24 protein-coding genes and 1 tRNA gene are annotated in these 25,323 nt (G+C 66.1%); 16 read left to right on the forward strand and 9 right to left on the reverse strand.

The features are described 5' to 3' along the window. Positions 1–468: an Hsp20 family protein gene (locus GM910_RS14615; protein WP_159588435.1), complete on the reverse strand. Its 468-nt coding sequence runs from the start codon at positions 466–468 to the stop codon at positions 1–3. Between the two features lie 544 nt (positions 469–1,012). On the opposite strand from GM910_RS14615, the gene GM910_RS14620 reads away from it, so the two are divergent. Next, positions 1,013–1,975, forward strand: coding sequence for an alpha/beta fold hydrolase (locus GM910_RS14620; protein WP_159588437.1), 963 nt, complete (start codon positions 1,013–1,015; stop codon positions 1,973–1,975). 73 nt (positions 1,976–2,048) lie between these two features. Here the strand turns inward: GM910_RS14620 and hisN are convergent, their stop codons facing one another. Then, positions 2,049–2,831, reverse strand: a complete 783-nt coding sequence (hisN, locus tag GM910_RS14625; RefSeq protein ID WP_159588439.1) for a histidinol-phosphatase — start codon at positions 2,829–2,831, stop codon at positions 2,049–2,051. Between the two features lie 229 nt (positions 2,832–3,060). Then, a complete protein-coding gene (locus GM910_RS14630; protein ID WP_159588441.1) occupies positions 3,061–3,951 on the reverse strand; it encodes an N-formylglutamate amidohydrolase in 891 nt (296 codons plus the stop codon). A 204-nt stretch (positions 3,952–4,155) separates the two neighbouring features. On the opposite strand from GM910_RS14630, the gene cpdR reads away from it, so the two are divergent. From cpdR to GM910_RS14680, 10 genes are all read left to right on the forward strand, one after another. Continuing rightward, positions 4,156–4,518: a cell cycle two-component system response regulator CpdR gene (cpdR, locus tag GM910_RS14635; RefSeq protein WP_159588443.1), complete on the forward strand. Its 363-nt coding sequence runs from the start codon at positions 4,156–4,158 to the stop codon at positions 4,516–4,518. 52 nt (positions 4,519–4,570) lie between these two features. Beyond that, positions 4,571–4,645: transfer RNA gene (locus tag GM910_RS14640), tRNA-Val, on the forward strand. Positions 4,646–4,879: 234 nt separating this feature from the next. Further along, complete coding sequence (locus tag GM910_RS14645) at positions 4,880–6,022, forward strand: mechanosensitive ion channel family protein (protein WP_159588445.1); 1,143 nt, start codon at positions 4,880–4,882, stop codon at positions 6,020–6,022. Beyond that, on the forward strand, positions 6,019–6,321 hold the full coding sequence (locus tag GM910_RS14650) for a hypothetical protein (RefSeq protein WP_159588447.1): 303 nt from the start codon (positions 6,019–6,021) through the stop codon (positions 6,319–6,321). The genes GM910_RS14645 and GM910_RS14650 overlap by 4 nt, the downstream gene beginning before the upstream one ends. Positions 6,322–6,471: 150 nt before the next feature. Continuing rightward, the gene (locus GM910_RS14655; protein WP_159588449.1) at positions 6,472–7,614 is read left to right on the forward strand and encodes an efflux RND transporter periplasmic adaptor subunit; all 1,143 of its coding nucleotides are present in this window, start codon (positions 6,472–6,474) and stop codon (positions 7,612–7,614) included. Between the two features lie 20 nt (positions 7,615–7,634). Further along, positions 7,635–10,772 carry an efflux RND transporter permease subunit gene (locus tag GM910_RS14660; protein WP_159588451.1) on the forward strand — a complete coding sequence of 1,046 codons (3,138 nt, stop codon included), beginning with the start codon at positions 7,635–7,637 and terminating at the stop codon, positions 10,770–10,772. Between the two features lie 73 nt (positions 10,773–10,845). Next, on the forward strand, positions 10,846–11,661 hold the full coding sequence (locus tag GM910_RS14665) for an SDR family oxidoreductase (RefSeq protein WP_159588453.1): 816 nt from the start codon (positions 10,846–10,848) through the stop codon (positions 11,659–11,661). Positions 11,662–11,690: 29 nt separating this feature from the next. Further along, a complete protein-coding gene (locus GM910_RS14670; RefSeq protein WP_159588455.1) occupies positions 11,691–12,179 on the forward strand; it encodes a MaoC family dehydratase in 489 nt (162 codons plus the stop codon). A 433-nt stretch (positions 12,180–12,612) separates the two neighbouring features. Continuing rightward, positions 12,613–13,389: an SDR family NAD(P)-dependent oxidoreductase gene (locus GM910_RS14675; protein WP_159588457.1), complete on the forward strand. Its 777-nt coding sequence runs from the start codon at positions 12,613–12,615 to the stop codon at positions 13,387–13,389. Between the two features lie 129 nt (positions 13,390–13,518). Further along, positions 13,519–13,992, forward strand: coding sequence for a VOC family protein (locus tag GM910_RS14680; protein WP_159588459.1), 474 nt, complete (start codon positions 13,519–13,521; stop codon positions 13,990–13,992). Positions 13,993–14,022: 30 nt separating this feature from the next. Here the strand turns inward: GM910_RS14680 and GM910_RS14685 are convergent, their stop codons facing one another. Continuing rightward, complete coding sequence (locus tag GM910_RS14685; protein WP_246226148.1) at positions 14,023–15,051, reverse strand: DUF2156 domain-containing protein; 1,029 nt, start codon at positions 15,049–15,051, stop codon at positions 14,023–14,025. A gap of 145 nt (positions 15,052–15,196) precedes the next feature. Between GM910_RS14685 and GM910_RS14690 the strand changes: the two genes are divergently transcribed. Both GM910_RS14690 and GM910_RS14695 read left to right on the forward strand, forming a co-directional pair. Then, complete coding sequence (locus GM910_RS14690) at positions 15,197–15,850, forward strand: helix-turn-helix transcriptional regulator (protein ID WP_159588463.1); 654 nt, start codon at positions 15,197–15,199, stop codon at positions 15,848–15,850. Next, positions 15,847–17,241, forward strand: a complete 1,395-nt coding sequence (locus GM910_RS14695; RefSeq protein WP_159588465.1) for an MFS transporter — start codon at positions 15,847–15,849, stop codon at positions 17,239–17,241. Before GM910_RS14690 ends, GM910_RS14695 begins: the two co-directional genes overlap by 4 nt. 39 nt (positions 17,242–17,280) lie before the next feature. On the opposite strand, the gene GM910_RS14700 is transcribed toward GM910_RS14695, so the two are convergent. The 5 genes from GM910_RS14700 to GM910_RS14720 all read right to left on the reverse strand — a co-directional run bounded on the left by GM910_RS14700 (position 17,281) and on the right by GM910_RS14720 (position 22,931). Next, entirely contained in the window at positions 17,281–17,562 is a 282-nt protein-coding gene (locus GM910_RS14700) for a hypothetical protein (protein ID WP_159588467.1), read from the reverse strand. A gap of 64 nt (positions 17,563–17,626) precedes the next feature. Continuing rightward, positions 17,627–18,169, reverse strand: a complete 543-nt coding sequence (locus tag GM910_RS14705) for a sarcosine oxidase subunit gamma (RefSeq protein WP_159588469.1) — start codon at positions 18,167–18,169, stop codon at positions 17,627–17,629. Next, positions 18,162–21,161: a sarcosine oxidase subunit alpha gene (locus GM910_RS14710; protein WP_159588471.1), complete on the reverse strand. Its 3,000-nt coding sequence runs from the start codon at positions 21,159–21,161 to the stop codon at positions 18,162–18,164. Before GM910_RS14710 ends, GM910_RS14705 begins: the two co-directional genes overlap by 8 nt. A gap of 211 nt (positions 21,162–21,372) precedes the next feature. Continuing rightward, positions 21,373–21,669, reverse strand: a complete 297-nt coding sequence (locus GM910_RS14715; protein ID WP_159588473.1) for a sarcosine oxidase subunit delta — start codon at positions 21,667–21,669, stop codon at positions 21,373–21,375. Between the two features lie 8 nt (positions 21,670–21,677). After that, a complete protein-coding gene (locus GM910_RS14720; RefSeq protein WP_159588475.1) occupies positions 21,678–22,931 on the reverse strand; it encodes a sarcosine oxidase subunit beta in 1,254 nt (417 codons plus the stop codon). Positions 22,932–23,140: 209 nt separating this feature from the next. On the opposite strand from GM910_RS14720, the gene GM910_RS14725 reads away from it, so the two are divergent. From GM910_RS14725 to GM910_RS14735, 3 genes are all read left to right on the forward strand, one after another. Next, positions 23,141–23,899, forward strand: a complete 759-nt coding sequence (locus GM910_RS14725; RefSeq protein ID WP_159588477.1) for an SDR family oxidoreductase — start codon at positions 23,141–23,143, stop codon at positions 23,897–23,899. A 206-nt stretch (positions 23,900–24,105) separates the two neighbouring features. Further along, positions 24,106–24,336: a 30S ribosomal protein S21 gene (gene rpsU / locus GM910_RS14730; RefSeq protein ID WP_159588479.1), complete on the forward strand. Its 231-nt coding sequence runs from the start codon at positions 24,106–24,108 to the stop codon at positions 24,334–24,336. Positions 24,337–24,484: 148 nt separating this feature from the next. Beyond that, positions 24,485–25,312 (forward strand): tetratricopeptide repeat protein, encoded by an 828-nt coding sequence (locus tag GM910_RS14735; protein ID WP_159588576.1) that lies wholly within the window; start codon positions 24,485–24,487, stop codon positions 25,310–25,312. The last annotated feature ends 11 nt before the right edge of the window (positions 25,313–25,323 follow it).

Here is a 25,323-nt window from a genome sequence, read left to right on the forward strand (position 1 = left end):
TTACGCGGCCTTGGATTCGATCTGCTTCGACTTCTCCTTCGAGGAGGTGATCGCGATCTTGCGCGGCTTCATCTCCTCGGGGATGTTGCGGACGAGATCGATGTGCAAGAGGCCGTCCTTCAGCGTTGCGCCCTGCACCTCGACATGGTCGGCGAGCTGGAAGCGCCGCTCGAAAGTGCGCGAGGCGATGCCGCGATAGAGCAACTCGGCACCTTCGTCCTTCTGCTCATCACGCTTCTCGCCCTTGATCGTCAGCACGTTGCGGTGCGCCTCGACCGAGATGTCGCTCTCGGAGAAGCCGGCGACGGCCATCGAGATGCGGTAGGCGTCCTCGCCCGTGCGCTCGATATTGTAGGGCGGGTAGGTCTGCTGGCCGCCATCAAGCTGGCCAAGCGAATCGAGCATGGTGAAAAGCCGGTCGAAGCCGACCGTCGAACGGTAAAGCGGGGAAAAATCGACATGACGCATGGTCTGTCCTCCTGTTGAGCAACAAGTTTGCGTTTGGCCACTGCCGGAAACCCGTCTCGGCGTTCCCTTTTCCTGGCCAGCGGCCCCATTCACGGCGGCCGCATGCCAGATTTGGGTATTTTTCGCGTGCCATTCAAGATCGAGGAGGACAGCGCCCAACCTCCGCGAAAAGCGAAAGATGAACGCAGCCTGAACGAACCCTTTGCCTTACGTTCACACACGCGGTTTTACCTTTCACCCATCGTACTTCCCGGGGCACATGCAACCGTCCCTTCCATGTGTTCCGGGGAGCCGGGGATGGTGTCCTCGCGCCATCCCCGGCGTACGACGGACAGCACGCCCCTCATGAAATCCTTTGCTTTTGGCAGGCCTCGTCTCTATCACGGTGGCTAGTGGTGCGATCCTGACAGATGGTGCCCATCTGTCAGGACAAATCGCCCCACCGGATTAATAGCTTGTGGGCTGACTTTTCCAAACGGATGGGTACCATCTGTTTGGGTCAGACCACTAGGTGCCACCCGCCCGAAAGCGGCGAACCCGACCCATGTCCGACCTGCTGCGCGAAATCCCCGAAAATCCAGTGCCGAAGGGCGCCGTGGCGGGCATGATGACGGCGGATGACGGGGTGCGCATCCGCTATGCCCGCTTCCCCTCCCGCGCCGAGAACGGCACCGTCGTGCTGCTGCAGGGGCGCAACGAAAGCATCGAGAAATATTTCGAGACGGTAGGCGACCTCGCCAAGCACGGCTTTGCCGCCGCATCACTGGACTGGCGCGGCCAGGGCGGCTCCGACCGCCTTTTGCCCGACCCGCGGCGCGGGCATATCGAGACCTTTGACGACTACGTTGCCGATCTCGACCGGTTCTTCACGGAGATCGTGCTGCCGGACTGCCGCCCGCCCTATACGGTGTTCGCCCACTCCACCGGTGCGCTGGTCGCCCTTCTGGCGAGCCCACACCTTGCCAGCCGCGTCAGCCGCATGGTGCTCCTCGCGCCCCTCCTCGCCTTCACGGCGCCCCTGCCGCTGTCCCTGGTGAAGGCGCTTACCAGCGCCTATTTCGCCGTCGGCCTGGGGAGCCGTCCCGCCCCCGGCACCAGCCGGCGCGGCATCGAGATACCGTTCGAAGCCAACCGGCTGACCAGCGATCCCGCCCGCTACGCACGCAATCAGGCGCTGCTGCGCGCCCATCCCGAACTCGGCCTCGCCAATCTCTCCACAGCTTGGCTGCGCGCCGCCTTCACGGCCATGGAGCGAGTGCGCGCGCCGGATTTCATGGCCGGTGTGCGTCTGCCCATCCTGTTTCTCGCCGCCGGCGCCGACCAGGTGGTCTCCACCCCTGCGATAGAGCGCTATGCCAGAGGCCTGCGCTCGGCAAAAGTGCTGACCATCGACGGCGCGCGCCACGAGGTCCTCCAGGAAGCCGACTTCTACCGCGAGCAAGCTCTCGCCGCCTTCGAAGCCTTTGCACGGCCGGTGGCGATTGAAGGGGTGGGTGGTGGTGCTTGAGGATGCCTTCACTCCGAGCTCAGGGCTCAGGGCTCAGGATTGGTAAGGGATATGCCGGCGCCCCGTCTTCCGCTTAGCCCTTCAACAGCGCCAACGCCCTTTCATGCAGCGCCGGCGTGGCGGCGGCGACGATGTCTCCGCCGGCCTCCGCACGGGCGCCGTCCCAGGTGGTGACGACACCGCCGGCCTGCTCGACGATGGGAATGAGTGCCACGATGTCGTACGGATTGAGGTCGCACTCGATCACCAGGTCGACATGGCCGGCCGCCACCATGGCATAGGCATAGCAGTCGGTGCCGTAGCGCGGCAGGCGGACGGCCGTTTCCACCCGGTCGTAGAGCGCCCTGCGTGGCGCGTCGAAGAGCGCCGGCGTGGTGGTGCAAAGGGTCGCCTCGGAAAGGTGCTTAGTGCCGCGCGTGGCGAGACGCCGCCCGCCTCCCGGTCCCTCGTAATGCGCGCCGTCGCCGTCGGCATAATAAAGCTCCCCCGTAAAGGGCTGCGACATCATGCCGGCCACCGCCTTGCCGTCGATGGTAAGCCCCACCAGCGTGCCCCATAGCGGCAGGCCCGAGATAAAGGCGCGGGTGCCGTCGATCGGGTCGATCACCCAGACGTGGCTGTTGTCGGCCCCCTCCGTGCCAAACTCCTCGCCGATGATCCCGTGGCTGGGAAAATGCTCGCGGATGAGCGCCCGAATGGCCGTCTCGGCGGCGCGGTCGGCCTCCGTCACCGGGTCGAAGCCGGCGGCGTGCTTGTTGGCGACATCGCCGCCCTTGCGGAATCGCGGCAGGGTCTCGGCGGCTGCGGCAGCGGCGAGGCGGCGCATGAAATCGGGTGTGGGATGGGTCTCAAGCATCGGATTCCCCCGCGGTGACGCGGTTATCCAGTTCTTTTGTGCGCAATTTCGGGCTCAGGGCTTGACAATTGTGCAGCGCAACATAGAATTTGATTCGGATAGTTGATTCTATCTATGCCCTCCTTGGGCGTTTCCTCCCTAGACTCATGGCCGTGTCGTGTAAACGATACGGTCTCTTTTTTACCCCCGCCGCCGGCCGGGCAGAGCGGCCGTGCAGACGTGCGCCCTGTCATTCCGCGGCCATGGGCACGGTGAGGAAATACTGGTCCGGGATCATCGTCAGCGTTCGTACGAATTCGGCCAGGTCGTCGGCGAGCACGCCAAAGCCCTCCATGCGCTGCAGCGTCCGCTCGTTCATGTAGAGCCCGCGGTTGATCTCGATCTGCAGGGCGTGGACCTGCTCGGCCGGCCTGCCGTAGTGCTCGGTGATGAAACCGCCGGCATAGGGCTTGTTGTGCGCCACGGCATAACCCCTGGCGGCGAGCAGCGAAATGGCGTGCTCGGTCAGCCCTGGCGCGGCGGAAGAGCCGAAACGATCTCCAATGATGAAGTCCGGCCGCAGCGACCCGTCGCCGACGCGGATATTGGCCGGCATCGAGTGGCAGTCGATCAGGACGGCGTAGCCGAAGGTGTCCCGCGTCCGCTGCAGAAGCTCCGCGAGGCAGGCGTGGTAGGGACGGTAGATATGCTCGATGCGCGACAGCGCCTCGCTGAGCGGCAGGCGTTCGCGATAGATATCGAGCCCCTCGCCCACCAGCTTCGGGATGGTGCCGAGCCCGCCGGCCACCCGCGGCGAGCGGATATTGGCGAAGGAGGGTACCGGCTCGCGGAACATGCGCGGGTCGAGTTCCCACGGCTCGCGGTTCACGTCGAGATAAGCGCGCGGGAAGTTGGCGCTGAGCAGCGGTGCGCCGAGAGAGGCGGCGACGGAGAACAGTTCGTCCACATAACAATCCTCGGAACGCCGGATAGTGGCGGCGTCGAGCCGGCTCATCGCCAAAAAGCGGGGCGGATAGTGACGCCCGCTATGCGGCGAGTTGAAAACGAACGGGATGCGCTGCTCGCCTGCCGTCTGCACCTGGAAGGCTGGAATGTGGGAAAAGTCCGCCTGTGCACTCATCTGGGTCTTGAGCCCTTTGAAAACCTTGCATCTTGCCCCTTTGAAGCCTGCCACCCAGACGGTCCCCTGTCCAGAGTGCAAGCTTGCCGCGGCACTCTTCCACTGCCATCATTCACTTGATATTTACCATGCCGGAATCATATAGCGTGATATATGGCGGTCGCCCGCCGTATCGGGCGCTCGGGGTCTGTTTCGGAAGTTAAGATGGCACGAATCCTTCTCGCGGAAGACGACGACGACATGCGGCGTTTCCTCGTCAAGGCGCTGGAACGCGCCGGCTACGAGGTAATCGATTTCGACAACGGCGCCGGCGCATACGAACGGCTGCGCGAGGAGCCGTTCTCGCTGCTTCTGACCGACATCGTCATGCCGGAGATGGACGGTATCGAGCTTGCCCGCCGCGCCACGGAGATCGATCCCGACCTCAAGGTCATGTTCATCACCGGCTTCGCCGCCGTGGCGCTCAACCCCGATTCCAACGCCCCGCGCGACGCCAAGGTTCTTTCGAAACCCTTCCACCTGCGCGACCTCGTCAACGAGGTGGAGAAGCTGTTGCAGGCAGCCTGAAACCTTCCTATTGACGGCGCCCGCGAATATGTGGTGTATGCGCGCGTCGGATGGGCGTGTAGCTCAGCGGGAGAGCACTTCGTTGACATCGAAGGGGTCACAGGTTCAATCCCTGTCACGCCCACCATCTACCCCCTTAAATCATATGTTTAGAAGATTTTCCTCGACTTCTCCATGAAGTAGGGTGAGGCTTTGCGCATGGCCTGCGCCTTGTCGGCCCTTTCCCATTGCATCATCGTTCGCCCTACCATTCGCCCTTGAGCCCGGTCGGGTAAGCTCTTGCCGAAAAGGCTTCGGAAAAATCGAGGCGCGGCGAAGCTGCCGGCGGGCAAGAAGAGCCGCGATATGATATGAGGGAGGCATGGACGAACTTCTGAACGAAGGGGTGGCGCAGATGGAAGCGCTGGAGGAGGCGACGCCGGATTTTTTGGTCGCCTTCCTCATCCTGTCCCTGGCGCTGGCCGCCGCCCTCGTACTGCACTGGCTACTCCAGCGGTTTCTCGTACGCTTCGTCGCGCCACGCGACCTCTTCTGGCGATCGCTGGTGGTGCGCACCGCCAATGCCTCGCGGCTTGCCTTCGCAGTGGGCGGGCTGGCGCTGGCCGCACCGCTGGCGCCTTTGCCGGAAAACGTCGCCGGATTGCTCTATCATGTGCTGCTGATCGGCTTCATCGCCATAATGATGCGGCTGGCACAGCTGGCCATGCACATCTTCACCACGCTGCATCTGAGGCGCTTCAAGCTTGGCGCGGAGGACGACCTCCTGGCGCGGAAGCACGTCACCCAGATGCGCATCCTGCAGCGCATCGCCGGCACGCTGATCCTGATCCTCGGCATCGGCGCCATGCTGATGACCTTCGATACCGTGCGCCAGTACGGCATCAGCCTGCTCGCATCTGCGGGCGCGGCCGGCATCGTCGTCGGCCTGGCGCTGCAGCCGATGCTGAAGAACCTCTTCGCCGGCATCCAGCTCGCGATCACCCAGCCGATCCGCATCGACGACGCGCTGATCATCGAGGGCGAGTACGGCAACGTGGAGGAGATCACCTCGACCTATGTCGTCATCCGCGCCTGGGACCGCCGGCGCCTCATCATCCCGCTCAACTACTTCATGGAGCGCCCGTTCCAGAACTGGACGCGGGACGAGACGGCGCTCATCGGCGTGGTGCTGCTCTATGTCGATTTTTCTGTCCCTGTCGCCGTGCTGCGCGAGAAGGCCGAGGAGATCGTACGCGCATCGTCGTTGTGGGACGGCGAGACGTTCGCCCTCCAGGTCACCGACCTGCGCGAGACGACGATGGAGATCCGCGTTCTGGCGAGCGGCGCCGATTCCGGCGATGTCTTCTCGCTGAGGTGCGACATCCGCGAACAGCTCATCGCATTCCTGGCCGACAACTATCCGCATACGCTGCCGCGCTTCCGCGCCGAAATGAACGCCGGCGAAGCGCCCGGCAGGCAGCCCGCGCTCCACCATGAGGCAAACCCCGAGGGAGGCCGACAATGAACACCGCAAACCTGCAGATGGAAGGCATGCTGATGGCCGTGTCGGCCCTTTGCTCGCTGATGCGCGAGAAGGGCCTGGCCGAGGCGGACGAGATTGATGCCGCCCTTGCCGAGGCTGAAACGGCGCTGGCCGCCGACCGGCTGCGCCCGGATCAGCTCTCGCCGGCCAATGTCGAGGCCGTCCTGTTTCCCTTGCGCTTTCTGCGCGAGGCCAACAGGCGCAGGATTCCCGGTAGCACCGCCGCCTACACCGAGATCGCCACCAATGTCGGTCGCACGCGGCGGGGAACGACGGCCTGAGGCCCTAATCCTTACAGTAATTTAATAGTATAATGGGTGAACCGCGCTCACTCTTGCCGTACAAGGACGGTAGATACTGGGGGATATCCGGTCGTACGCGCTGCGCCGACCGAGGTCCATTTGAGCGTGCAGCCTATTCCGGAGAAACGGATGACGTGGTGGAAACAGGTCCTTTTGTGCCTCCTGCTCCTGGGGGCCGCCGCCGTGATCTGGTACCGTTTCTTTCCGGGAGCGGCGGATATGGCCGCCGAATGGGGCATCGGCGAGGCGCCTGCCGCAACAGCTCCCGCCAATGAGGCACCCCGCGGCGGGGCCGGCCGGCGCGGAGGCGGCATGCAGAGCCCGGTGGTCGCCACAGCGGTAACCACCGCCACCATCAACGACCGGCTCACCGCAATCGGTACCGGCAGTGCGCTGCGCACGGTCGCCGTGCGGCCGTTCACGTCGGGTCGTCTTACCGAGGTTCTCGTGGAGCCCGGTGCCGAGGTCAGTGCCGGTGAGGTCATCGCGCGCATGGATTCGGAAACCGAGAGCATCGCCGTCGACCGTGCGGAGTTGGCGCTGGACGATGCGCGCGCACGCCTCGAGCGCATCACCGCCCTGCGTTCCTCCAACGCCGCCACCGCCGTCCAGCAGACCGAGGTGGAACTGGAAGTACGCAACGCCGAGCTCGCCCTGCGCGAGGCGCGCCTGGCGCTCGAACGGCGCGAAATCGTAGCCCCCATTGGCGGCTTCGTCGGCATTCTGCCGGTTGCCGAGGGAGATTATGTGACTTCCTCGGACGACATCGCCTCCATTGCCGACCGCTCGCAGATCCTCGTCGATTTCTGGGTGCCGGAGCGTTATGCAGGCTCACTGGCAATCGGCATGCCGCTCACCGCCCGATCCATCGCCCGCCCCGACGAGAGCTATACCGGCACCATCCGCGCTATCGACAACATGGTCGACCAGGAAAGCCGGACGCTGCGCGTCCAGGGCCGCATCGATAATCCGGCCGACACCCTGCGCTCCGGCATGGCCTTCCGCGTAAGCATGGCGTTCGCCGGCGAAACCTACCCGGCAGTGGATCCGCTCGCCGTCCAGTGGGGCACCGAGGGGGCCTATGTCTGGGTGGTGCGCGACGGCATGGCGCGGCGCACTCCGGTGCGCATCATCCAGCGCAATTCCGACAGCATCCTTGTCGACGGCGAGTTCGCAGACGGCGACCAGGCGGTCGTCGAGGGCGTGCACGCGGTGCGCGAGGGCCAGGGCGTATCGATCGCCGGCAACGAAACCCGGCCGCGCGGCTCTTGAGGAAACGGGGGAACGACTCCATGAGCGAGGGAAAGATGGCGCAGGCCGGCGGCGGCATCACCGCACTCTTCGTGCGCCGCCCCGTTTTCGCCTTCGTCATCAATACGCTGATTGCGGTCGCCGGCCTTGCTGCGCTCTACGGCGTCGAGGTGCGCGAATTGCCGGATGTCGACCGCCCGGTGATCTCCGTCACGACACGTTTCGACGGCGCCGCGGCCGAGACCATCGACCGCGAGATCACCGCCGTCCTCGAGAGCGCGGTAACGCGCATCGCCGGTGTTTCGACCATCTCCTCCTCGTCCTCCTTCGGCCGCAGCCGGGTGACCATCGAGTTCCGCGAGAGCGTCGACATCAACGCCGCCGCTTCGGACGTGCGCGATGCGGTGGGCCGCGTCCAGAACCAGCTGCCCGACGATGCCGACGCGCCGACCATCGTCAAGGCCGACGACGACGCGCAGGCGGTCATGCGGCTGGCGGTCACCTCCGAAGAGATGTCGGTCGAGGACATGACGGTCTTCGTCGAGGACGAGATCGTCGACAAGCTCGCCACCGTGTCCGGCGTCGCCGACGTGCAGGTCTACGGCGACCGCGACAAGATCTTCCGCGTCGACATCGACCAGGCGCGGCTTGCCAGCCTCGGCATGACCATCGGCGACATCGGCAACGCGCTGTCGACCGTGGCTTTCGACAGCCCCGCCGGGTCGCTGACCAGCAGCACCCAGGACCTGATCGTGCGGGCAACGGCGTCCATCACCACGCCGGAGGACCTCGAGGCCATCCAGCTTTCGCGCAACGTGCACCTGGGCGACGTCGCCGTCGTTACACTTGGTCCCGACCTGGGCGAAAGTCGGCTGCGCTCCAACGGCAGGACGGGCATCGGGCTCGGCATCGTCCGCCAGGCCCAGTCGAACACGCTCGACATCTCCTCCGGCGTGCGCCAAGCGGTGGAGGAGATCAAGCCGATCCTGCCCGAGGGCATGGAGATCGCCGTCACCAGCGACGACGCCATCTTCATCAACGGCGCCATCCACGAGGTGGAGATCGCGCTCGGCATCGCCGTGACGATCGTGCTTCTCGTCATCTACCTGTTCCTGCGCGACGTGCGCGCCACCATCATTCCCGGCGTCGCCATTCCCGTGGCCTTGATCGGCACGGTGGCGGCCATCTACCTGACGGGCTTTTCCATCAACATCCTCACCCTGCTCGCGCTCGTGCTCGCCACCGGCCTCGTCGTCGACGACGCCATCGTCGTCCTGGAAAACATCGTGCGCCGGCGCAACCAGGGCATGGGCCCGCGCGCGGCCGCCGTGCTCGGCACGCAGGAGGTGTTCTTCGCCGTCGTCGCCACCACGGCCGTGCTGGTGGCGGTCTTCGTGCCGCTCTCCTTCCTGCCCGGCCAGGCCGGCGGCCTGTTTCGCGAGTTCGGTTTCGTGCTGGCGATCGCCGTCTTCCTGTCGTCCATCGTCGCACTGTCGCTATGCCCGATGCTCGCCTCGCGCATGCTCGCCTCGGGCGAGCGCAGCACCGAGCACGAGGCAGCACCGCCGAGCCCCATGGCGCGCTTCGGCGAGGGTCTCTCCCGGCTTTACGCGAGGACTTTGCATTTCTGCCTCGACGCGCCGGCCGTGATCCTGCTCGTCTCCGTGCTTTTCGCGGCCGCCGCCTATGGCCTGTTCGGCTCCGTCAAATCCGAACTCACGCCGAGCGAGGACCGGTCGGTGGCCTTCATGCGCGTTTCCGCGCCGCAAGGGGTGAGCCTCGACTATCTGACCGGGAACATGCGCCGGATCGAAACGCTGATCGAGCCGCTGCGCGAGCGCGGCGAAATCCGCAGCACCTTCTCCATCGTCGGCATGGGTGGCTCCAATCGCGGCTTTCTCGTGCTGGCGTTAGCCCCGTGGGAGGAGCGCGAGCGCAGCCAGCAGGAGATCCTGGACGAGGTGAACGCGCTGGCGGCCCGCGTGCCCGGCGTGCGCGCCTTCGCCTTCCAGCCCAATAGCCTCGGCATCCGCGGCTCAGGCAGCGGCCTGCAATTTGCCGTGGCGGGGTACAACTACGACCGCCTGACCGAGGCGGCCATGGCCATCGTCGCGGACATGGAGGAGGATCCTCGCTTCGACAGCCCGCGCCTGTCGCAGGATGCCACCCAGCCGCAGTTGAAGGTGGAGATCGACCGCCAGCGCGCCTCCGATCTCGGCATCGAGATCGCAGGCTTGGGCGAGTCCATCCAGGCCCTGCTCGACGGGCGCGAGATCGGCTCCCTCTTCATCGACGACAAGAGCTTCGACGTGAAGCTCCTGTCGACGACGGATCCGATCAACGATCCGACGGATCTCGAGAATATCTTCGTCAGGACGGGCGACGGGCGCTTCGTTCCCGTTTCAACCATCACGTCGCTGCGCGAGGAAGCGGTGCCGCCCTCCCTCACGCGCGAGGAGCAGATGCGCGTCGTGCAGGTGACCTCCGGACTGGCCGACGACTTTCCGCTCGGCGCCGCCCTGGAGACGGCGAAAGAGATCGCCGAACCACACCTGCCGCCGGGCGCCCGCATCATCCCGCTGGCCGAAGCCGCGACGCTGGGCGAAACGGCCAACAGCATGCTGACCATCTTCGGCTTTGCCGTGGTCATCATCCTGCTCGTCCTGGCAGCCCAGTTCGAGAGCTTCGTCAGCGCCTTCATCATCATGGCCACGGTGCCGCTGGGGCTCGCGTGCGCGGTCTTCGCCCTGCTCCTGTCCGGCACGAGCCTCAACGTCTACAGCCAGATCGGCCTGGTGCTGCTTGTTGGCATCATGGCCAAGAACGGCATCCTCATCGTCGAGTTCGCCAACCAGCTGCGCGATCGCGGACTGAACGTACGCGAGGCGATCGAGCAGGCCTCCCTCATCCGCCTGCGGCCGGTAGCCATGACCATGATCTGTACCGTGGTCGGCGGCGTGCCTCTGGTGCTGGCGACCGGCGCGGGCGCCGAGGCACGCATTGCGCTCGGCTGGGTGATCGTCGGCGGGCTGGGGCTCTCGGCGCTCTCCACACTCTACCTCACGCCGGTGGCCTATCTGCTTCTCGGCCGCTTCATCACCCCCAAGGTGGAGGAGGAAGCCCGCCTCGAGCGCGAGCTCACCCACGCTGCATCCACCTCTGCCCCCGAATCCCGGTAGTGCGGGACTTTACAAAACGTGCTGGGTAGACAGACTGTGCGCCGGCTTTGCGCTGCGCCAGGAAGAGGGTGGGATGACGATCTTCGAAGAGCTTTTTTCGCTCGCCGGCAAAACAGCATTGGTCACGGGGGGAGCCTCCGGCATCGGCCGCATGGCGGCGAGCGCGATGGTGCGCGCCGGCGCCCATGTCATGATCGCCTCGCGCCGCGGCGAGCAGTGCGCCGCCATGGCCAGGGAACTGAACGAGCTGGACGTCCCCGGCTCGGCCGAAGGCTTTGCCGGCGATGTGGGTTCCGAAGAGGGCGTGACGCAGCTTGCCGCCGCCGTCGGCGAGCGTACCGACAGGCTCGATATCCTGTTCAACAACGCCGGCGCGAGCTGGGGCGAACGGCTGGAAAGTTTCCCCTACCACGCCTGGGCGCGGGTGCTGAATATCAACGTCACCGGCCTCTTCCATCTCACGCGTGAACTGCTTCCGCTTCTTGAGAAGGCGGCGAGCGAGGAAGATCCCGCCCGTGTCGTCAATCTCGGCTCCGTCATGGGCAGCCAGCCGATCGCCGACGGCGCCTACTCCTACACCGCTTCCAAGGCGGCCGTGCATCACTTGACGCGCACGCTGGCAAACGAGTTCGCGGCAAAACGCATCACCGTCAACGCACTGGCCCCCGGCCCCTTCCAGAGCCGCATGACCGCGTTTGCCACCGGCACCGAGGAGAAGGCGGCCAAGGTTGGCGCGCGCGTTCCCCTGGGAAGGATCGGCGCCCCGGATGACATTGCCGGCGCGACACTGTATCTGTGCGGGCGGGCCGGCAGCTATGTCACGGGTGCCATCTTGCCTATCGACGGCGGCCAGTCGGCCCAGCACGGCATGAAGCTGTTCAGGGATTGAGGCCAGCCGGAAAAAGGGGATTACGGCTGTTGCGTAGCGACACCATTGCGATCGATGAAGCCAAGGCGCTTGTGGGCGAGGAAGTGGGCGTTTCCAACTGGCGCACCGTCTCGCAGGAGATGATCGACCAGTTTGCGGCGGCGACCGACGATCACCAGTTCATCCACACCGACCCGGAGCGGGCCGCCCGCGAAACGCCCTATGGCGGCACCATCGCCCATGGTTTCCTGTCGCTGTCGCTGCTTTCCACCATGATCTTCGAGGCCGTGCCGAAGCTTGAGGGAACCAGCGCCGGCGTGAATTTCGGCTTCGACCGCGTCCGCTTTCTCAATCCCGTCAAATCCGGCGCGCGCATCCGCGCCCACTTCATGCTGGCGCAACTGAAGGTGCGTCCGTCGGGCATCGTCGAGTGCCATTATGATGTAACTGTCGAGATCGAGAACAACCTCAAGCCTGCGTTGACGGCACGCTGGCTGACGCTCGCCATGCCGGACCGTCCAGGCGAGACCGCCACGTGAGGGCGGCGTCTTTTCTCCCCGTTGCCTCTAGAGCAATTCCAGGAAAAGTGGAAACCGGTTTTCCGTCCGGAATTGCGAAAAAACAAGGAGTTAGATCGGTTCATCGATTCCTCGAAACGATGAACCGGTCTAACGCATCGGCGCGAAAATCGGAATCGGTTTTCGGAAAGCACGATGCGTAGGTTCAATAACCTACAGTGCCCTTTGTGCGTCTTAAAGGACGCCCGGCGCTGTAGCCCCCAAAAGGACGTCGACGCCGGCTTGACGGCGCCATCTCAAACCGGGAAAAGGCAATGAGATTCGTGCCAAAACTGTCATCCACCATATTCTCGCCGCGTGAGGGATACAAAGCGGCAAATGATAACTGTTGCGGATGACCGCATTCGTTTCACGTAAGCCGGGGGAAAAGCGCAACGTGGAGAGGGGACATTGAATGAGGCGTTTTGACGGTCTGACGGTGCTTTTGACCGGCGCCACAGGGGGGTTCGGCAAACGCCTTGCCGACAAGCTCGCCGCCGAAGGCGCACGCCTCGTCCTGTCGGACCTTGAGGATGCGCCGCTCGAGGCGCTGGCTGCCTCGCTCGACGCGGAGACGGCGCTTCTGGCCGGCGACATCACCGACGAGAGCCTGTCGGAACGGCTGGTGGCGTTGGCGCGGGAGCGCTTCGGCGGCCTCGACATCGCCATCAACAACGCCGGCATCGCCCAGACCTTCGTCAAATTCCACCTCATCCCCTCCGATGAGGCGCGCCGTGTCGTCGACGTCGACCTGATGGGCGTCTTCTACGCCATGAAGCACCAGCTTCTGGCCATGGAGCGCCGGCACCGCGCCTCCGGGCGCAAGAGCGCCATCGTCAACGTCGCCTCGGTCGCCGGGCTGGCCGGCGCGCCGCGCCTTGCCGCCTATACCGCCGCCAAGCACGGCGTCATCGGCCTGACCCGCGCCGCTGCTGCCGAATACGCCACCAAGGGCATCCGTGTGAACGCCGTCTGCCCCTCCTTCTCGCGTACGGATATGGTGACGGAAACGCTGAAGATGACGCCTGCCAGGACCGACAAGGCCGAGGCCGGCCTGACGCGCGGCGTGCCCATGCGGAGGCTGGCGGAGGTGGACGAGGTGGTGAAGGTCATCCTCTTTGCCGCCGATCCCGGCAACAGCTTCATGACCGGCCAGGCTCTTGCCGTCGACGGGGGGATAACGGCGACCTGACGCTGTAGGCGATTGAATCTAAACATCGGCGGAGGGAGTCGGAAACGGGCATCCTCATACGTCCTTGAAATGCGTTCCCTACTGGGACGCCCGGCTTCGCCGGCACTTTCAAGGAAACGGAGGACCCCGATGAAAGTCACGCAGCATCTTTGGTTTGCACAGGACATGGAAGCGGCGATCCGCTTCTACACCTCTCTCATTCCCGGTTCGTCGGCCGAGTGGACCTCCACACTTCCTGCCGAAACCCCATCCGGGCCTCCGGGCAGCGTCAAGATCGCCGCCTTCACCCTAGGCGACCAGCGCTACATGGCGATCGAGGCGGGACCCCTCGACCCGTTCAACCACAGCTTCTCGATCATGGTGGAATGCGACGACCAGGCCGAGGTCGACAGGCTCTGGGAGGCGCTGCAGGAGGGCGGCTCGATCGAGCAATGCGGCTGGCTCCGGGACCGCTGGGGCCTGAGCTGGCAGATCGTACCCAAGCGGCTCGGCGAACTGATGAGCGATCCGGATACGGAGAAAGTGAAGCGTGTTACAGAGGCCATGCTCAAGATGGTGAAGCTGGACGTCGCCGGGCTGGAGGCTGCCTACGAAGGCGGATGAATTTCCGCGACGTGGAAGCCCTTCTCATTTTCAAACAACGCCGCAGGCGCGCACGAGCTTCAAAAGGCGCGGCAGCGAAGGCTGGGTGTTCATGGCGCAATAGGTCTGCCGGCTCTTCCCACCGTAACTCTCCTTGTGCTTGGCCAGCGTCTGCGTCGGGTAGACGAGGCGCTGGGCAATGCCATTGGTGTAGATGAAGCGGAAGGCGCGGCGGGTGAGCCAGTCCTTGGTAAACTCCTTGTCCTCGATGCGGTGGAAGGGCATGAGGCCGAAATAAAGGCGCGGCACGCCTTCGCGCTGGAACGTCTCGATGGCGCGGCGCACCAGGAAATAGGCTGCAAGCGGATCGGCGTCCGGCAGCCAGCGGCGCGTCGCCGAGAGGTAGCCGACGATGCGGCCATCCTCGTAGAGCGGGTCGAAAAAGGCGAAGGCCACCGGCCTTTCTTCCGCGTCGAGGAGGAAGAACTTGCGCACGCCCGGCTCGTCGTCGAGCACGACGGGGCGCACGAGGAAGGAAAGCTCGCGCCTCTTGGTCGTGCGCGTGCGGCGCCAGCCGCGCGAGATGGCGTCCACCCGGGCCGGGTCGAGCGTGGAAAGCGGCACCTCCGCCACGCGATGGCCGCTGCGCGAGAAGCGGTTCTCGGCGGTGCGGAAGCTGCGCCTCTTCGGACCGGCGAAATCGTAGCCGTCAAGCTCGATCCAGCTTTCCAGCCCCAATTCGTTGACCGCAAAACCGCGCGCCGAAAGCAGCTCCGCCATGGCGTGGGAGACCTGCCAGAAGGTGACGTCCTGCTTTTCCGCCACGAAAGCATCGACCAGCGCCTCCCAGCGCTCGCGCGGGGCCAGCGGGTCGGCCAGCACGAAGGCCGTGCGGCCGACCATACGGTATGACAGAAAGCCGTCGCCGTCGCCGAAGCGCAGCAGTCCCGGCTGAAACGCCACCGAATAGGCAAGGGCGAAGTCGCCGAAGTGCTCCAGCGCAGCCCGGCGGGCCGGCTCGAATACGTAGCCTTCGCTCGCCAAGTCCCGGGTGGCGATTACCGTAGAAAAATAGTTCACGAACTGTAAGTCCGATGGCAGCGCCCCGCGTGAATACCTGCATGTGAAGTGCCGATTTGGCAAGAGGCATTTGCGAAGTGGATGGTGCCGGAGTGGATTGACATTAAAGAAACCAAATGATTTCTTTAATAGCAGGAGGCCTCCCATGACGACGACCCATCCTGCGACAAAAGCCGACGAGCGCGTCCTTTTCGTTCTCAAGACCAAGGGGGCGATGACCGCACAGCATCTTGCCGGAAAGCTGGACGTATCGGTGGTCGCCGCGCGCAAGCAGCTTGGCCGGCTGGAGGAGGCGGGGCTTGTCGCCTACCGGGAGGTGACCGAGGGGCGGGGCCGGCCCGAGCGCCTGTGGCGGCTGACGGCGGAGGGCCATGGCCGCTTTCCCGACAGCCATTCCGAGCTGACGCTGGAGTTAATCGCCTCTATCCGCCGCGTCTTCGGCGAAGAAGGGCTCGACCGGCTGATTACCGCACGCGAGGAGACCGCACGCGCCACCTATGGCGCAATGATTGAAGACCGCGACGGGCTGGAGGACCGCGTGGCAGCGCTTGCCCGCCAGCGCCGACGCGAGGGCTATATGGCCGAGGTGGAGAAGCTCGACGACGGCGCGCTGCTTCTGATCGAGAACCACTGCCCGATCTGCGCGGCGGCCACCGCCTGCCAAGGCCTCTGCCGCTCCGAGCTTGCCGTCTTCCGCGCCGTGCTTGGCCGCAATGTGCGGGTCTCGCGCACGGACCATATCCTGACTGGCGCGCGGCGCTGCGCCTATCGCATAGAGCACGACGGGAGGAACGCATGAGCGCCGAGCCCAGCGCCACGCCGGGAAACGCCGGATGGGCGGAGATCGTCCGCACCGGGCACCTGCCGCAATTCGCGCTTCTGTGCCTTGGAATCTGGCTGCATGCGGCCGATTCGCTGCTGGTGGCCACGGCCATGCCGGCGGCGGTGGCCGAGATCGGCGGCGATCGGCTGGTGAGCTGGACGCTGTCGCTTTATCTGCTCGGCTCCATCCTTTCCGGCGCCGCGGCCGCGCTCGCGGCGAGCGCCGTCGGCCTCAGGCGCGCCTTTATCGTCGCCGCCCTCGTCTACGCTGCCGGCTGCGCGACGAGCGCCATGGCGCCGGAGATGATCGTCATGCTGGCCGGCCGCCTGGCGCAGGGGCTGGGCGGCGGGCTCCTGGTGGCGCTCACCTATGTGGCGATCCAGCGGGTCTTCCCGCGCGAGATGTGGCCGCGGCTGATCGCGCTGATGTCGGCGGTGTGGGGCGTATCGGCCTTCTGCGGACCGCTCATCGGCGGCTTCTTCGCCGATCTCGGCCTGTGGCGCTGGGGCTTCTGGAGCTTTGCTCTCCAGGCCGTGCTGCTTGCGGTGCTCGTGCCGGCCTTCATGCGGCCGGGCGGGGCGATCACGCCGCAGCGCTTTCCGTTGAAGCGGCTGGCGCTGCTTTCAATCGCCGTGCTTCTGGTGGCCGGCGCCGGTGTCGACGGCAGGGCGCTGACCGCGCTGCCCATGATGGCGGCGGGCGCCGTCTTCTTCGCGCTGTTCCTGGCAAGCGACGCGCGCCGGACGGCGGACAGGATGTTCCCCGCCCGCGCCTTCGACATGCGCAGCCGGCTCGGCGCAGGCTTCGTCGCCAATCTGGCGCTCGGCGTCGGGGGCATATCCTTCACCGTCTATGGCCCCTTCTTGCTGAACCGGCTTCACGGCGTCTCCGCCCTCGGCGCGGGCTATATCATCGCCGCCGAATCGGTGGCCTGGAGCGTCACGGCGGTGTTGTTCGCCGGCGTCGGTGAGGCGGCGGAACGGCTCGTCATGCGCACCGGCGCGGTGATAGTGATGTTTGCGATCGCCGCCCTGGGGCCGTTGATGGCGGAAGGGCCCTTGTGGGCGATCGTGCTGATGGCCGTTGCGCAAGGGGCCGGCTTCGGCATGCTATGGGGCTTCCTCATACGCCGCGTGGTGGCGGCCGCAGGCGATGCCGAGCTCGACCAGGCTTCTGCAGCCATGCCGACCACCCAGCAGATGGCCTTCGCCCTGGGCGCGGCCCTTTCCGGTATCGTCGCCAACATGGCGGGCTTTGCCCAAGGTGGCGGCGAGGCGATGGAAGACGTCGCGGTATGGGTGTTCGCCGCCTTCGTGCCGATCGCCGCACTGGGTGCCGCCGCGGTCTGGAGGGTGGCGCGGGGTTAAGCGGAAGGGCCCGGCGCGGCAAGAGGAGATGCGGCCGCCCTACCTTTTCCTGTCCGGCCCGCCGGCATGGGTGGTTGAGGTCACCGAGACGGGATCGCTGGCTGGGAATGTATTCGCCAGTCCCTCGTCCAGTTCCTCGTCATGGGCGTGGGCAGTGTCTTCCTTGGGTTTCTTGGTCGCGAATTCGCCGGGAGCGCCGGTGCGGGAGGCGCGTGTAGCGGAGACGGGATCGCTGGCGGGAAAGGTCTGTTCCAGCCCCTCCTCCAACTCTTCTTCCAGATCTTCGGGCGAGACGCCTTTCTTCTTCTTTTCAGGCAGCATGGGCATCGCATCCTTTCTACCGAAGGGAAACGCAGCGGGGCTTCTCCCGGTTCCCGCAGAGCCCTCAGGCTTCCCGCGCCGCCTTCTCCAGCAGCGAGAAGACGTAGTCGGAGAAGGAGCGCCAGCACTCGATCCTAAACGCTTCCTCGCCGATGCGCCACAAGACGATCTCGGCCTTGCCGAAGACGGTGCGCGAGGCGGCGCCAACCGGAAAGCGCGTGGGTGAGAGGTCCTGTGGGCAACCGGCGCCGAGCACATCCTCGGCGCGCTCCCCGGTAACGAGGATGGCGGTGTTGCGATGCGAGATGTCGACGGCGGAATGAAGGGCGGAGACGCTGGCGCAAAGCGCGGCGAGGTCCGCGCATTCTTCATCGATGACGAGCCATTCGTCGGGGCCGAGCCACAGGGCTGCGCGGCTGCCGTCGGCGGCTGCCGTCTTGGGCTTGTCCGGCAAAGTAAGGCCGAGCGCCTTCGAGAGCGCGGAAAGCGAAGCCTCGGGGGCACGCAGCGACAGGCGGCTGGCCGGGGGATCGGGAGTAAGCGCAATGCCGGGGCCCTCGTAGGCGCGGCCTTCGAGAGCGGACATGCGGCGGGCGATCTCAGCCATTCGTACGCTCCCCCTTTTCGTCGAAGAAGACCGTCGGCACCACCTCGACTTCGATCGCGCCGTCCTCCATGGGCACGTGGAGGCGCTCGCCCATGCGATGGCTCCCGTTTTCCACCAGCGCCAAGGCGATGGAACGGCCGCAATTTTCCGACCAGTAGGAGGAAGTGACGAAGCCGATCATCTTCATCGGCACGGGCTGGTTCGGGTCGGCGACGATCTGTGCCCCCTCCTCCAGGACGGTTTTCGGATCGAATGTCTTCAGGCCGACGAGTTGGCGGCGCCCCGGCGCCGTCAGGTCCGGCCGCTTCAGCCCCCGGATGCCGACGAAATCCGTCTTCTTCCTGCCGATGGCCCAGGCAAGGCCGGCGTCATCCGGCGTCACCGTGCCGTCGGTGTCCTGGCCGACGATGATGAAGCCTTTTTCGGCGCGCAGCACGTGCATGGTCTCCGTGCCATAGGCGCACGCGCCGTGCTTCCCGCCCTCCGCCCACACCGCCTCCCAGACGGAGAGGCCGTAATCGGCCGGCACGTTGATCTCGAAGCCGCGCTCGCCGGTGAACGAGATGCGGAAGAGCCGTGCCGGCACGCCGCATACCCTCCCCTCGCGGACGGACATGTGCGGCATCGCCTCGTCGGAGAGGTCGATACCCTCGACGAGCGGGGCGACGATGTCGCGGCTCTTCGGCCCCTGCACGGCGATTGTAGCCCATTGCTCCGATGTGGAGGTGAGCCAGACTTTCAAGTCGGGAAACTCGGTCTGGAGATAGTCCTCCATGTGGTGGAGCACGCGCGGCGCGCCGCCGGTGGTGGTTGTCACATGGAAGCGGTCTTCGGCAAGCCGGCCGACCACGCCGTCATCGTAGATGAAACCGTCCTCGCGCAGCATGATGCCGTAGCGGCAGCGCCCGACGGCGAGCTTCTGCCACGGGTTCGTGTACATCAGCTCCATGAAGCGGGCGGCGTCCGGGCCGACGACCTCGATCTTGCCCAGCGTGGAGGCGTCGAAGATGCCGGCAGACTGGCGCACGGTGCGGCATTCGCGGGCGACCGCCGCGTGCATGTCCTCGCCGCCGCTCGGGAAATACCAGGCCCGCTTCCACTGGCCGACGTCCTCGAAGACGGCGCCGTGGGCCTCGGCCCAGGCGTGAATGGGCGTGCGCCGCGTCGGCTCGAACAGGGCGCCGCGTCCGTGGCCGACGAGGGCGCCGAAGGTGACGGGCGTATAGGGCGGGCGGAAGGTGGTGAGTCCCACTTCGGGGATGGGTTTTCCCAGCATCTCCGAGGCGATGGTGAGGGCGTGCAGGTTGGACGTCTTGCCCTGGTCGGTAGCCATGCCGGTGGTGGTGAAGCGCTTGACGTGCTCGATGGAGCGCATGCCCTCCTGCACGGCCTGGCGGATGTCCTTTGCCGTGACGTCGTTCTGGAAGTCGACGAAGGCCATCGCCTTCCTGCCCGCTTCTGCACCAGGGGCGGCACCGGCCATACCGGAGGACCACCTCTCGGTGGAGCCGGCCTCGAGGTTAGGCACCTTTGCCCTGGCCTTTGAAACGCCCGCCTCCTTCGCCGCCTTCCCGCCGGCCTGAAGGGCTTCCGCGATTGCCTCTCCGAGTCCGGTCGTACCGTTGCCGGCGCCGACGGAGACGGCATCCTGGACGTATTGGCCGGGCAGGAAGCGCTGGGTCGCCTCATTGAACGCGAGCTTGCCGCGCGACTGGGAGAAGAGGTGGACGGCGGGCGTCCAGCCGGAGGACGTGACGAGCGCATCCGCTTCGATCCGGCGGGGCGCGCCGCCATTGACGGGCGCGACGTTGACGCGGTGCACGCGCAGCCGGCCCTCCGTGCCGGTGACGGCATGGCCTGCCAGCACCTCGATACCCAGCGCGCGGGCCTCATCCACGTGAGCGCCTTGCGGCGCGGGGCGAAGATCGACAAGGGCGGCGATCTCGACGCCCTTCTCCTTCAGGTCGATGGCGGCGGCATAGGCAGAATCGTCGGCCGTGTAGACGGCAACCCTGCGGCCGACGGCGACGCCGAAATGGTTGAGATATGCGCGCGCGGCCGAGGCCAGCATGATGCCCGGCCGGTCATTGTCCGGGAACACCATGTGCCGCTCGATAGCGCCGGTGGCGAGCACGACACGCTTCGCCCGCACCTGCCACAGACGCTCGCGCGGGGCCTCCGGGTCGGGGGCGGCGAGGTGGTCGGTCAGGCACTCGACAAGGCCGAGCATGTTCTGGGCGTAGTAGCCGAAGCCGGTGGTGCGGGTGAGAAGCCGCACATTGTCGCGCGCGGCGAGCTGCGCCGCCGTCTGCTGTGCCCATTCCCATCCCGGCTTGCCGTCGATGAAGGCGCCGTCTTCGAAGCGCAAGCTGCCGCCAGGCTCGGCCTGCTCGTCGGCGAGGATGACGCGGGCGCCCGCCTCGGAAGCCGCGAGCGCGGCGGCAAGGCCGGCGGCACCCCCGCCAACGACAAGCACGTCGCAATGGGCGAAGCGGTTGGAGTAGCGGTCGGGATCGGGCTGGTCGGGCGCGGTGCCGAGGCCTGCGGCGCGGCGGATGACGGGTTCGTAAAGCCGCTCCCATGCCGCGCGCGGCCACATGAAGGTCTTGTAGTAGAAGCCGGCGGAGAAGAAGGGAGCCCCGAGATCGTTGAGCGCGCCGACGTCGAAGGCGAGCGAGGGCCAACGGTTTTGCGACACGGCGGCAAGGCCGTCGTAGAGCTCCTGCACCGTGGCGCGGACGTTGGGCGTCTTGCGGGCGGGGTCGCGGTGGATGCCGACGAGAGCGTTGGGCTCTTCCGCCCCTGCCGAAAGGATGCCGCGCGGGCGGTGGTACTTGAAAGAGCGGCCGACGAGGTGGACGCCGTTGGCGAGCAGCGCGGAGGCGAGCGTATCGCCGGCAAGGCCGGCGTGGGCCTTGCCGTCGAAGGTGAAGCTGACGGTTCCTGCGGCATCGAGACGGCCGGCGGTTGGGAGGCGGAAGGGCTGGGTCATGACAATATTCCCGCCGAGGTCACCGCCCCTTCGCGCGCCCCTCTGTCCTGCCGGACATCTCCCCCACGAGGGGGGAGATCGGCCGTCACAAAGGCTTTCGCCAATCGGCAACGTCGCAGACGAAGCGCCGAAGCAAGCGGCCGGCACAATCTCCCCCCTCGTGGGGGAGATGTCCGGCAGGACAGAGGGGGGCAACGTAGGGCTCGGCTTATCATTTCCGATCGATCTTCCTCAAATCCGGCTTCGGCTCGCCTACCCTGTACGTCATCAGGAACCGGTCGCTCACCGTATCCCGCGCCGCGTTGAAGAACCGCCCGCAGCCGTGGATGTGCCGCCAGCGCTCGAAGGTGACGCCCTTGGGGTTGGCGCGGATGAAGAAGTAGCGCTGGAACGCCTCGTCGGCGATCTCGGCGATGTTCTCCGGCCGCGCGATATGCGCCTCGCCGGCGTGGCGGAACTCCAGTTCCGGCCTCTCTTCTTCGCAATAGGGGCAGTGAATGAGAAGCATGGAGGACCTCAGTGCGCGACCGCGGCCGCCGCCGCCTCGTCGATGAGCCGCCCGCCCCGGAAGCGCTCGAGCGTGAAGGGCGCGTTGATCCTGTGCGGCTCATCGCGGGCGATGGTGTGGGCGAAGACGTGGCCCGAGCCGGGCGTGGCCTTGAAGCCGCCCGTGCCCCAGCCGCAATTGACGTAGAGCCCCTTGACCGGCGTCTTGGCGAGGATGGGCGAGCGGTCGGGCGTGACGTCGACGATACCGCCCCAGGAACGCAGCATCTTCATGCGCGTGAAGATGGGGAACATCTCGCAGATGGCGTCGAGCGTGTGCTGGACAATGTGCAGGCCGCCGGTCTGGGAATAGGAGGTGTACTGGTCCGTGCCGGCACCGATGACGAGTTCGCCCTTGTCGGATTGGGAGATGTAGGCATGGACGGTGTTGGACATGACGACGCAGGGGAAGACGGGCTTCACCGGCTCCGAGACCAGCGCCTGGAGGGGGTAGGATTCGAGCGGTACGGAGACATCCGCCATCTGCATGAGCACGGAGGAATGACCGGCGGCAACGACGCCGATCTTCTTTGCCTGAATGGGTCCGCGCGTCGTCTCCACGCCCGTCACCGCGCCGTCCGGACCGCGGCGGATGGCGGTGACTTCGCAGTTCTGGATGATGTCGACGCCGCGCGCCGAGGCGCCGCGCGCGTAGCCCCAGGCGACCGCATCGTGCCGTGCCGTGCCGCCGCGGCGCTGCAGCGCGGCGCCCACGACCGGGTAGCGCGCGTCGCGGGAAATATTGAGCGGCGGGCAGTAGGCCTTGGCCTCCTCGGGCGTCAGCCATTCGTTGTCGACGCCGTTCAGCCGGTTGGCGTGGATGTGGCGTTTGAAGACCTGCACGTCGTGCACGTTGTGGGCGAGCATCATCACGCCGCGCTGCGAGAACATGACGTTGTAGTTGAGCTCCTGTGAGAGCCCTTCCCACAGTTTCACGGCGTGATCGTAGATGCCGGCGCTCTCGTCGTAGAGATAGTTGGAGCGGATGATGGTGGTGTTGCGGCCGGTGTTGCCGCCGCCGAGCCAGCCTTTTTCGAGCACCGCGACATTGGTGATGCCGTGCTCCTTGGCGAGATAATAGGCAGTGGCCAGCCCATGGCCGCCGGCGCCGACGATGACGACGTCATAGGCCTTCTTCGGCTCGGGCGAGCCCCATTGCTCGGGCCAGCCCTTGTGGCCGCGCAGCGCCTCGCGTGCGATGGCGAAGACGGAATATTTGCGCATGCGCTTCCCTCGTTGGCGACCGACATGCCCCTTAACCGAAGTCTACCCCTAGCGAAAGTGGCCCCGCCGCCTTGCGCTGATTGCGACGGCGTTTGCCGTTTTGCGGCGTGACGGCTCATCCGGTTTCGGGTGGCTGCACCCTCTGTCTTTTGCGAGCAAGCCGCCGTGCCGGCGCCAGGCCCGGCACGGAAACCGCGAAAGGATGAACCATGTTTTCACTGACCGACAAGGTTGCCATCGTCACCGGCGCCAGCTCCGGCATCGGCCGGGCGGCGGCAAAGCTCTTCGCCGAGGAAGGCGCGAAGGTGGTCGCCAGCGCGCGGCGCAAGGCCGAGCTCGGCTCGCTGGTGGCGGAGATCCGCGAGGCAGGCGGCGAGGCCGAGGCCCTGCCCGGCGACGTGGCCGACGAGGCCCATGCGGCGGCGCTGGTGGCGCATGCGGTTGCGCGCTTCGGCGGGCTCGACATCGCCTTCAACAATGCAGGCATCGTCGGGCGGATGGCGCCCGCGCCGGAGCTTGCGCGCGCGGACTGGGAGGAGGTGCTGAACGTCAACCTCACCGCCGCCTTTCTCGCCGCCAAGCATCAGATTCCAGCCATGCTGGAGCGTAGCGGTGGTGCGCTGATCTTCACCTCGAGCTTCGTCGGCCATACGGTCGGCATGCCCGGCATGACGGCCTACGCCGCGTCCAAGGCGGGGCTGGTCGGCCTGACGCAGGCCCTTGCGGCGGAGCACGGGCCGAGCGGCATCCGCGTCAACGCGCTGCTGCCGGGCGGCACCGACACGCCGGCGGCGACCTTCAAGACGCCCGAGGAATGGGCGTTCGTGGAAGGGCTGCACGCGCTGAAGCGCGTGGCGAGGCCGGAGGAGATCGCCCGTGCCGCGCTCTTCCTCGCTTCGGATGCCGCAAGCTTCGTTACGGGGGCCGCCATGCTGGCCGACGGCGGCGTGTCGATCAACCGGACGTAAACGTCATTCGGCGGCGGCCGCTTGCCCGCGGCCGCCCTCCCCGCGGATCTACACTTCGCCACAAAGTCACTCGACAAGCCGCGGATATTCTGCTATCAGCCCGCATCCTGCGGGAGATGTCTGCCGCGGGGGATTGGGTATTGAGCCTGGCAAGCGCCAAGAGGTTCGATGCCGCTATATATCAACGTTTTTGACAGGAAGCCCAAGTGCAGGTACTCGTCCGCGACAACAATGTTGACCAGGCGCTTCGCGCGCTGAAGAAGAAGATGCAGCGCGAAGGTATTTTCCGCGAGATGAAGATGCGCGGGCATTATGAGAAGCCTTCGGAGAAGCGCGCGCGTGAAAAGGCCGAGGCTGTGCGCCGCGCGCGCAAGCTGGCGCGCAAGCGCGCACAGCGTGAAGGCATCATCGGGGGCGGACGGGTAGCGGCACGCTGAGTGCCCTTAATTTCGTCCTTTTCCCCGCTTGAATGCGAAGGTGGCGCGATGGAGAGATCGCCGCCGCCTTTTTTATTGCGGCGATGCGGCCGCGCCCGAGCAGGAACGGACAGCGGAATCGATGGCTGATGTGATGATCTTGAGCAGAATGACGCGCCACAGGGGACTGGCGGCACTGGCACTGGCGGCACTCCTGCCGCTCGCCGCCTGCCAGTCGGCTGGCGACGCGGTGGACAGTCTTGCCCAGATCGACACCGCGCAGGGTTCGGCCGAGAATATCGGCTCGCTGACGGCCGTCATCGAGCGCACGCCGAACGATCCCGACGCCTACAACGTGCGCGGCGCCGCTTATGGCCGGGCCGGGCGCTACCGCGAGGCGCTGAAGGACTTCGACCAGGCGATCGCGCTTGCCCCGAACTCGCACCAGGCCTACGCCAACCGGGCGCTGATCCACCGGTACATGGGCGACCAGGGGAAGGCGCTGGCCGACTACAACAAGGCGATCGAGCTCAACCCGCGCTACGATACCGCCTATATCGGCCGCGGCGAGATCTACCGCCAGGCAGGCCGTACGAGCGAGGCCTTCCGCGACTTCGAGCAGGCCATCCAGCTCGACACCACCGACCCGCGCGCCTATCACCGGCGCGGCCTGCTCTACCAGGCGAGCGGCCAGCACCAGTTCGCGCTGGAGGACTTCGCCATGGCCATCTCGCTCGCCCCCGGCGAGCCCTACGGCTACAACGGACGCGGCCTTTCCTATCTTGCCCTCGGCGACGAGGAGAACGCCTTCTCCGACTTCAACACCGCCATCCGGCTGGACGAGAGCGTTGCCGAAAGCTGGGCCAACCAGGCGCTGATTTTCGAGCGGCGAGGCGAGAACGATCGGGCGGCACGTTCCTATGCGCGCGCCCTGCAGCTCGACCCTGAATATGTACCGGCCCGTGAGGGTGTGGCGCGCACGCGCGGATCCGCCTGACGCGCCTAGTG

Source organism: Chelativorans xinjiangensis (genome assembly GCF_009812055.1).
GTDB classification, from domain to species: domain Bacteria; phylum Pseudomonadota; class Alphaproteobacteria; order Rhizobiales; family Rhizobiaceae; genus Chelativorans; species Chelativorans xinjiangense.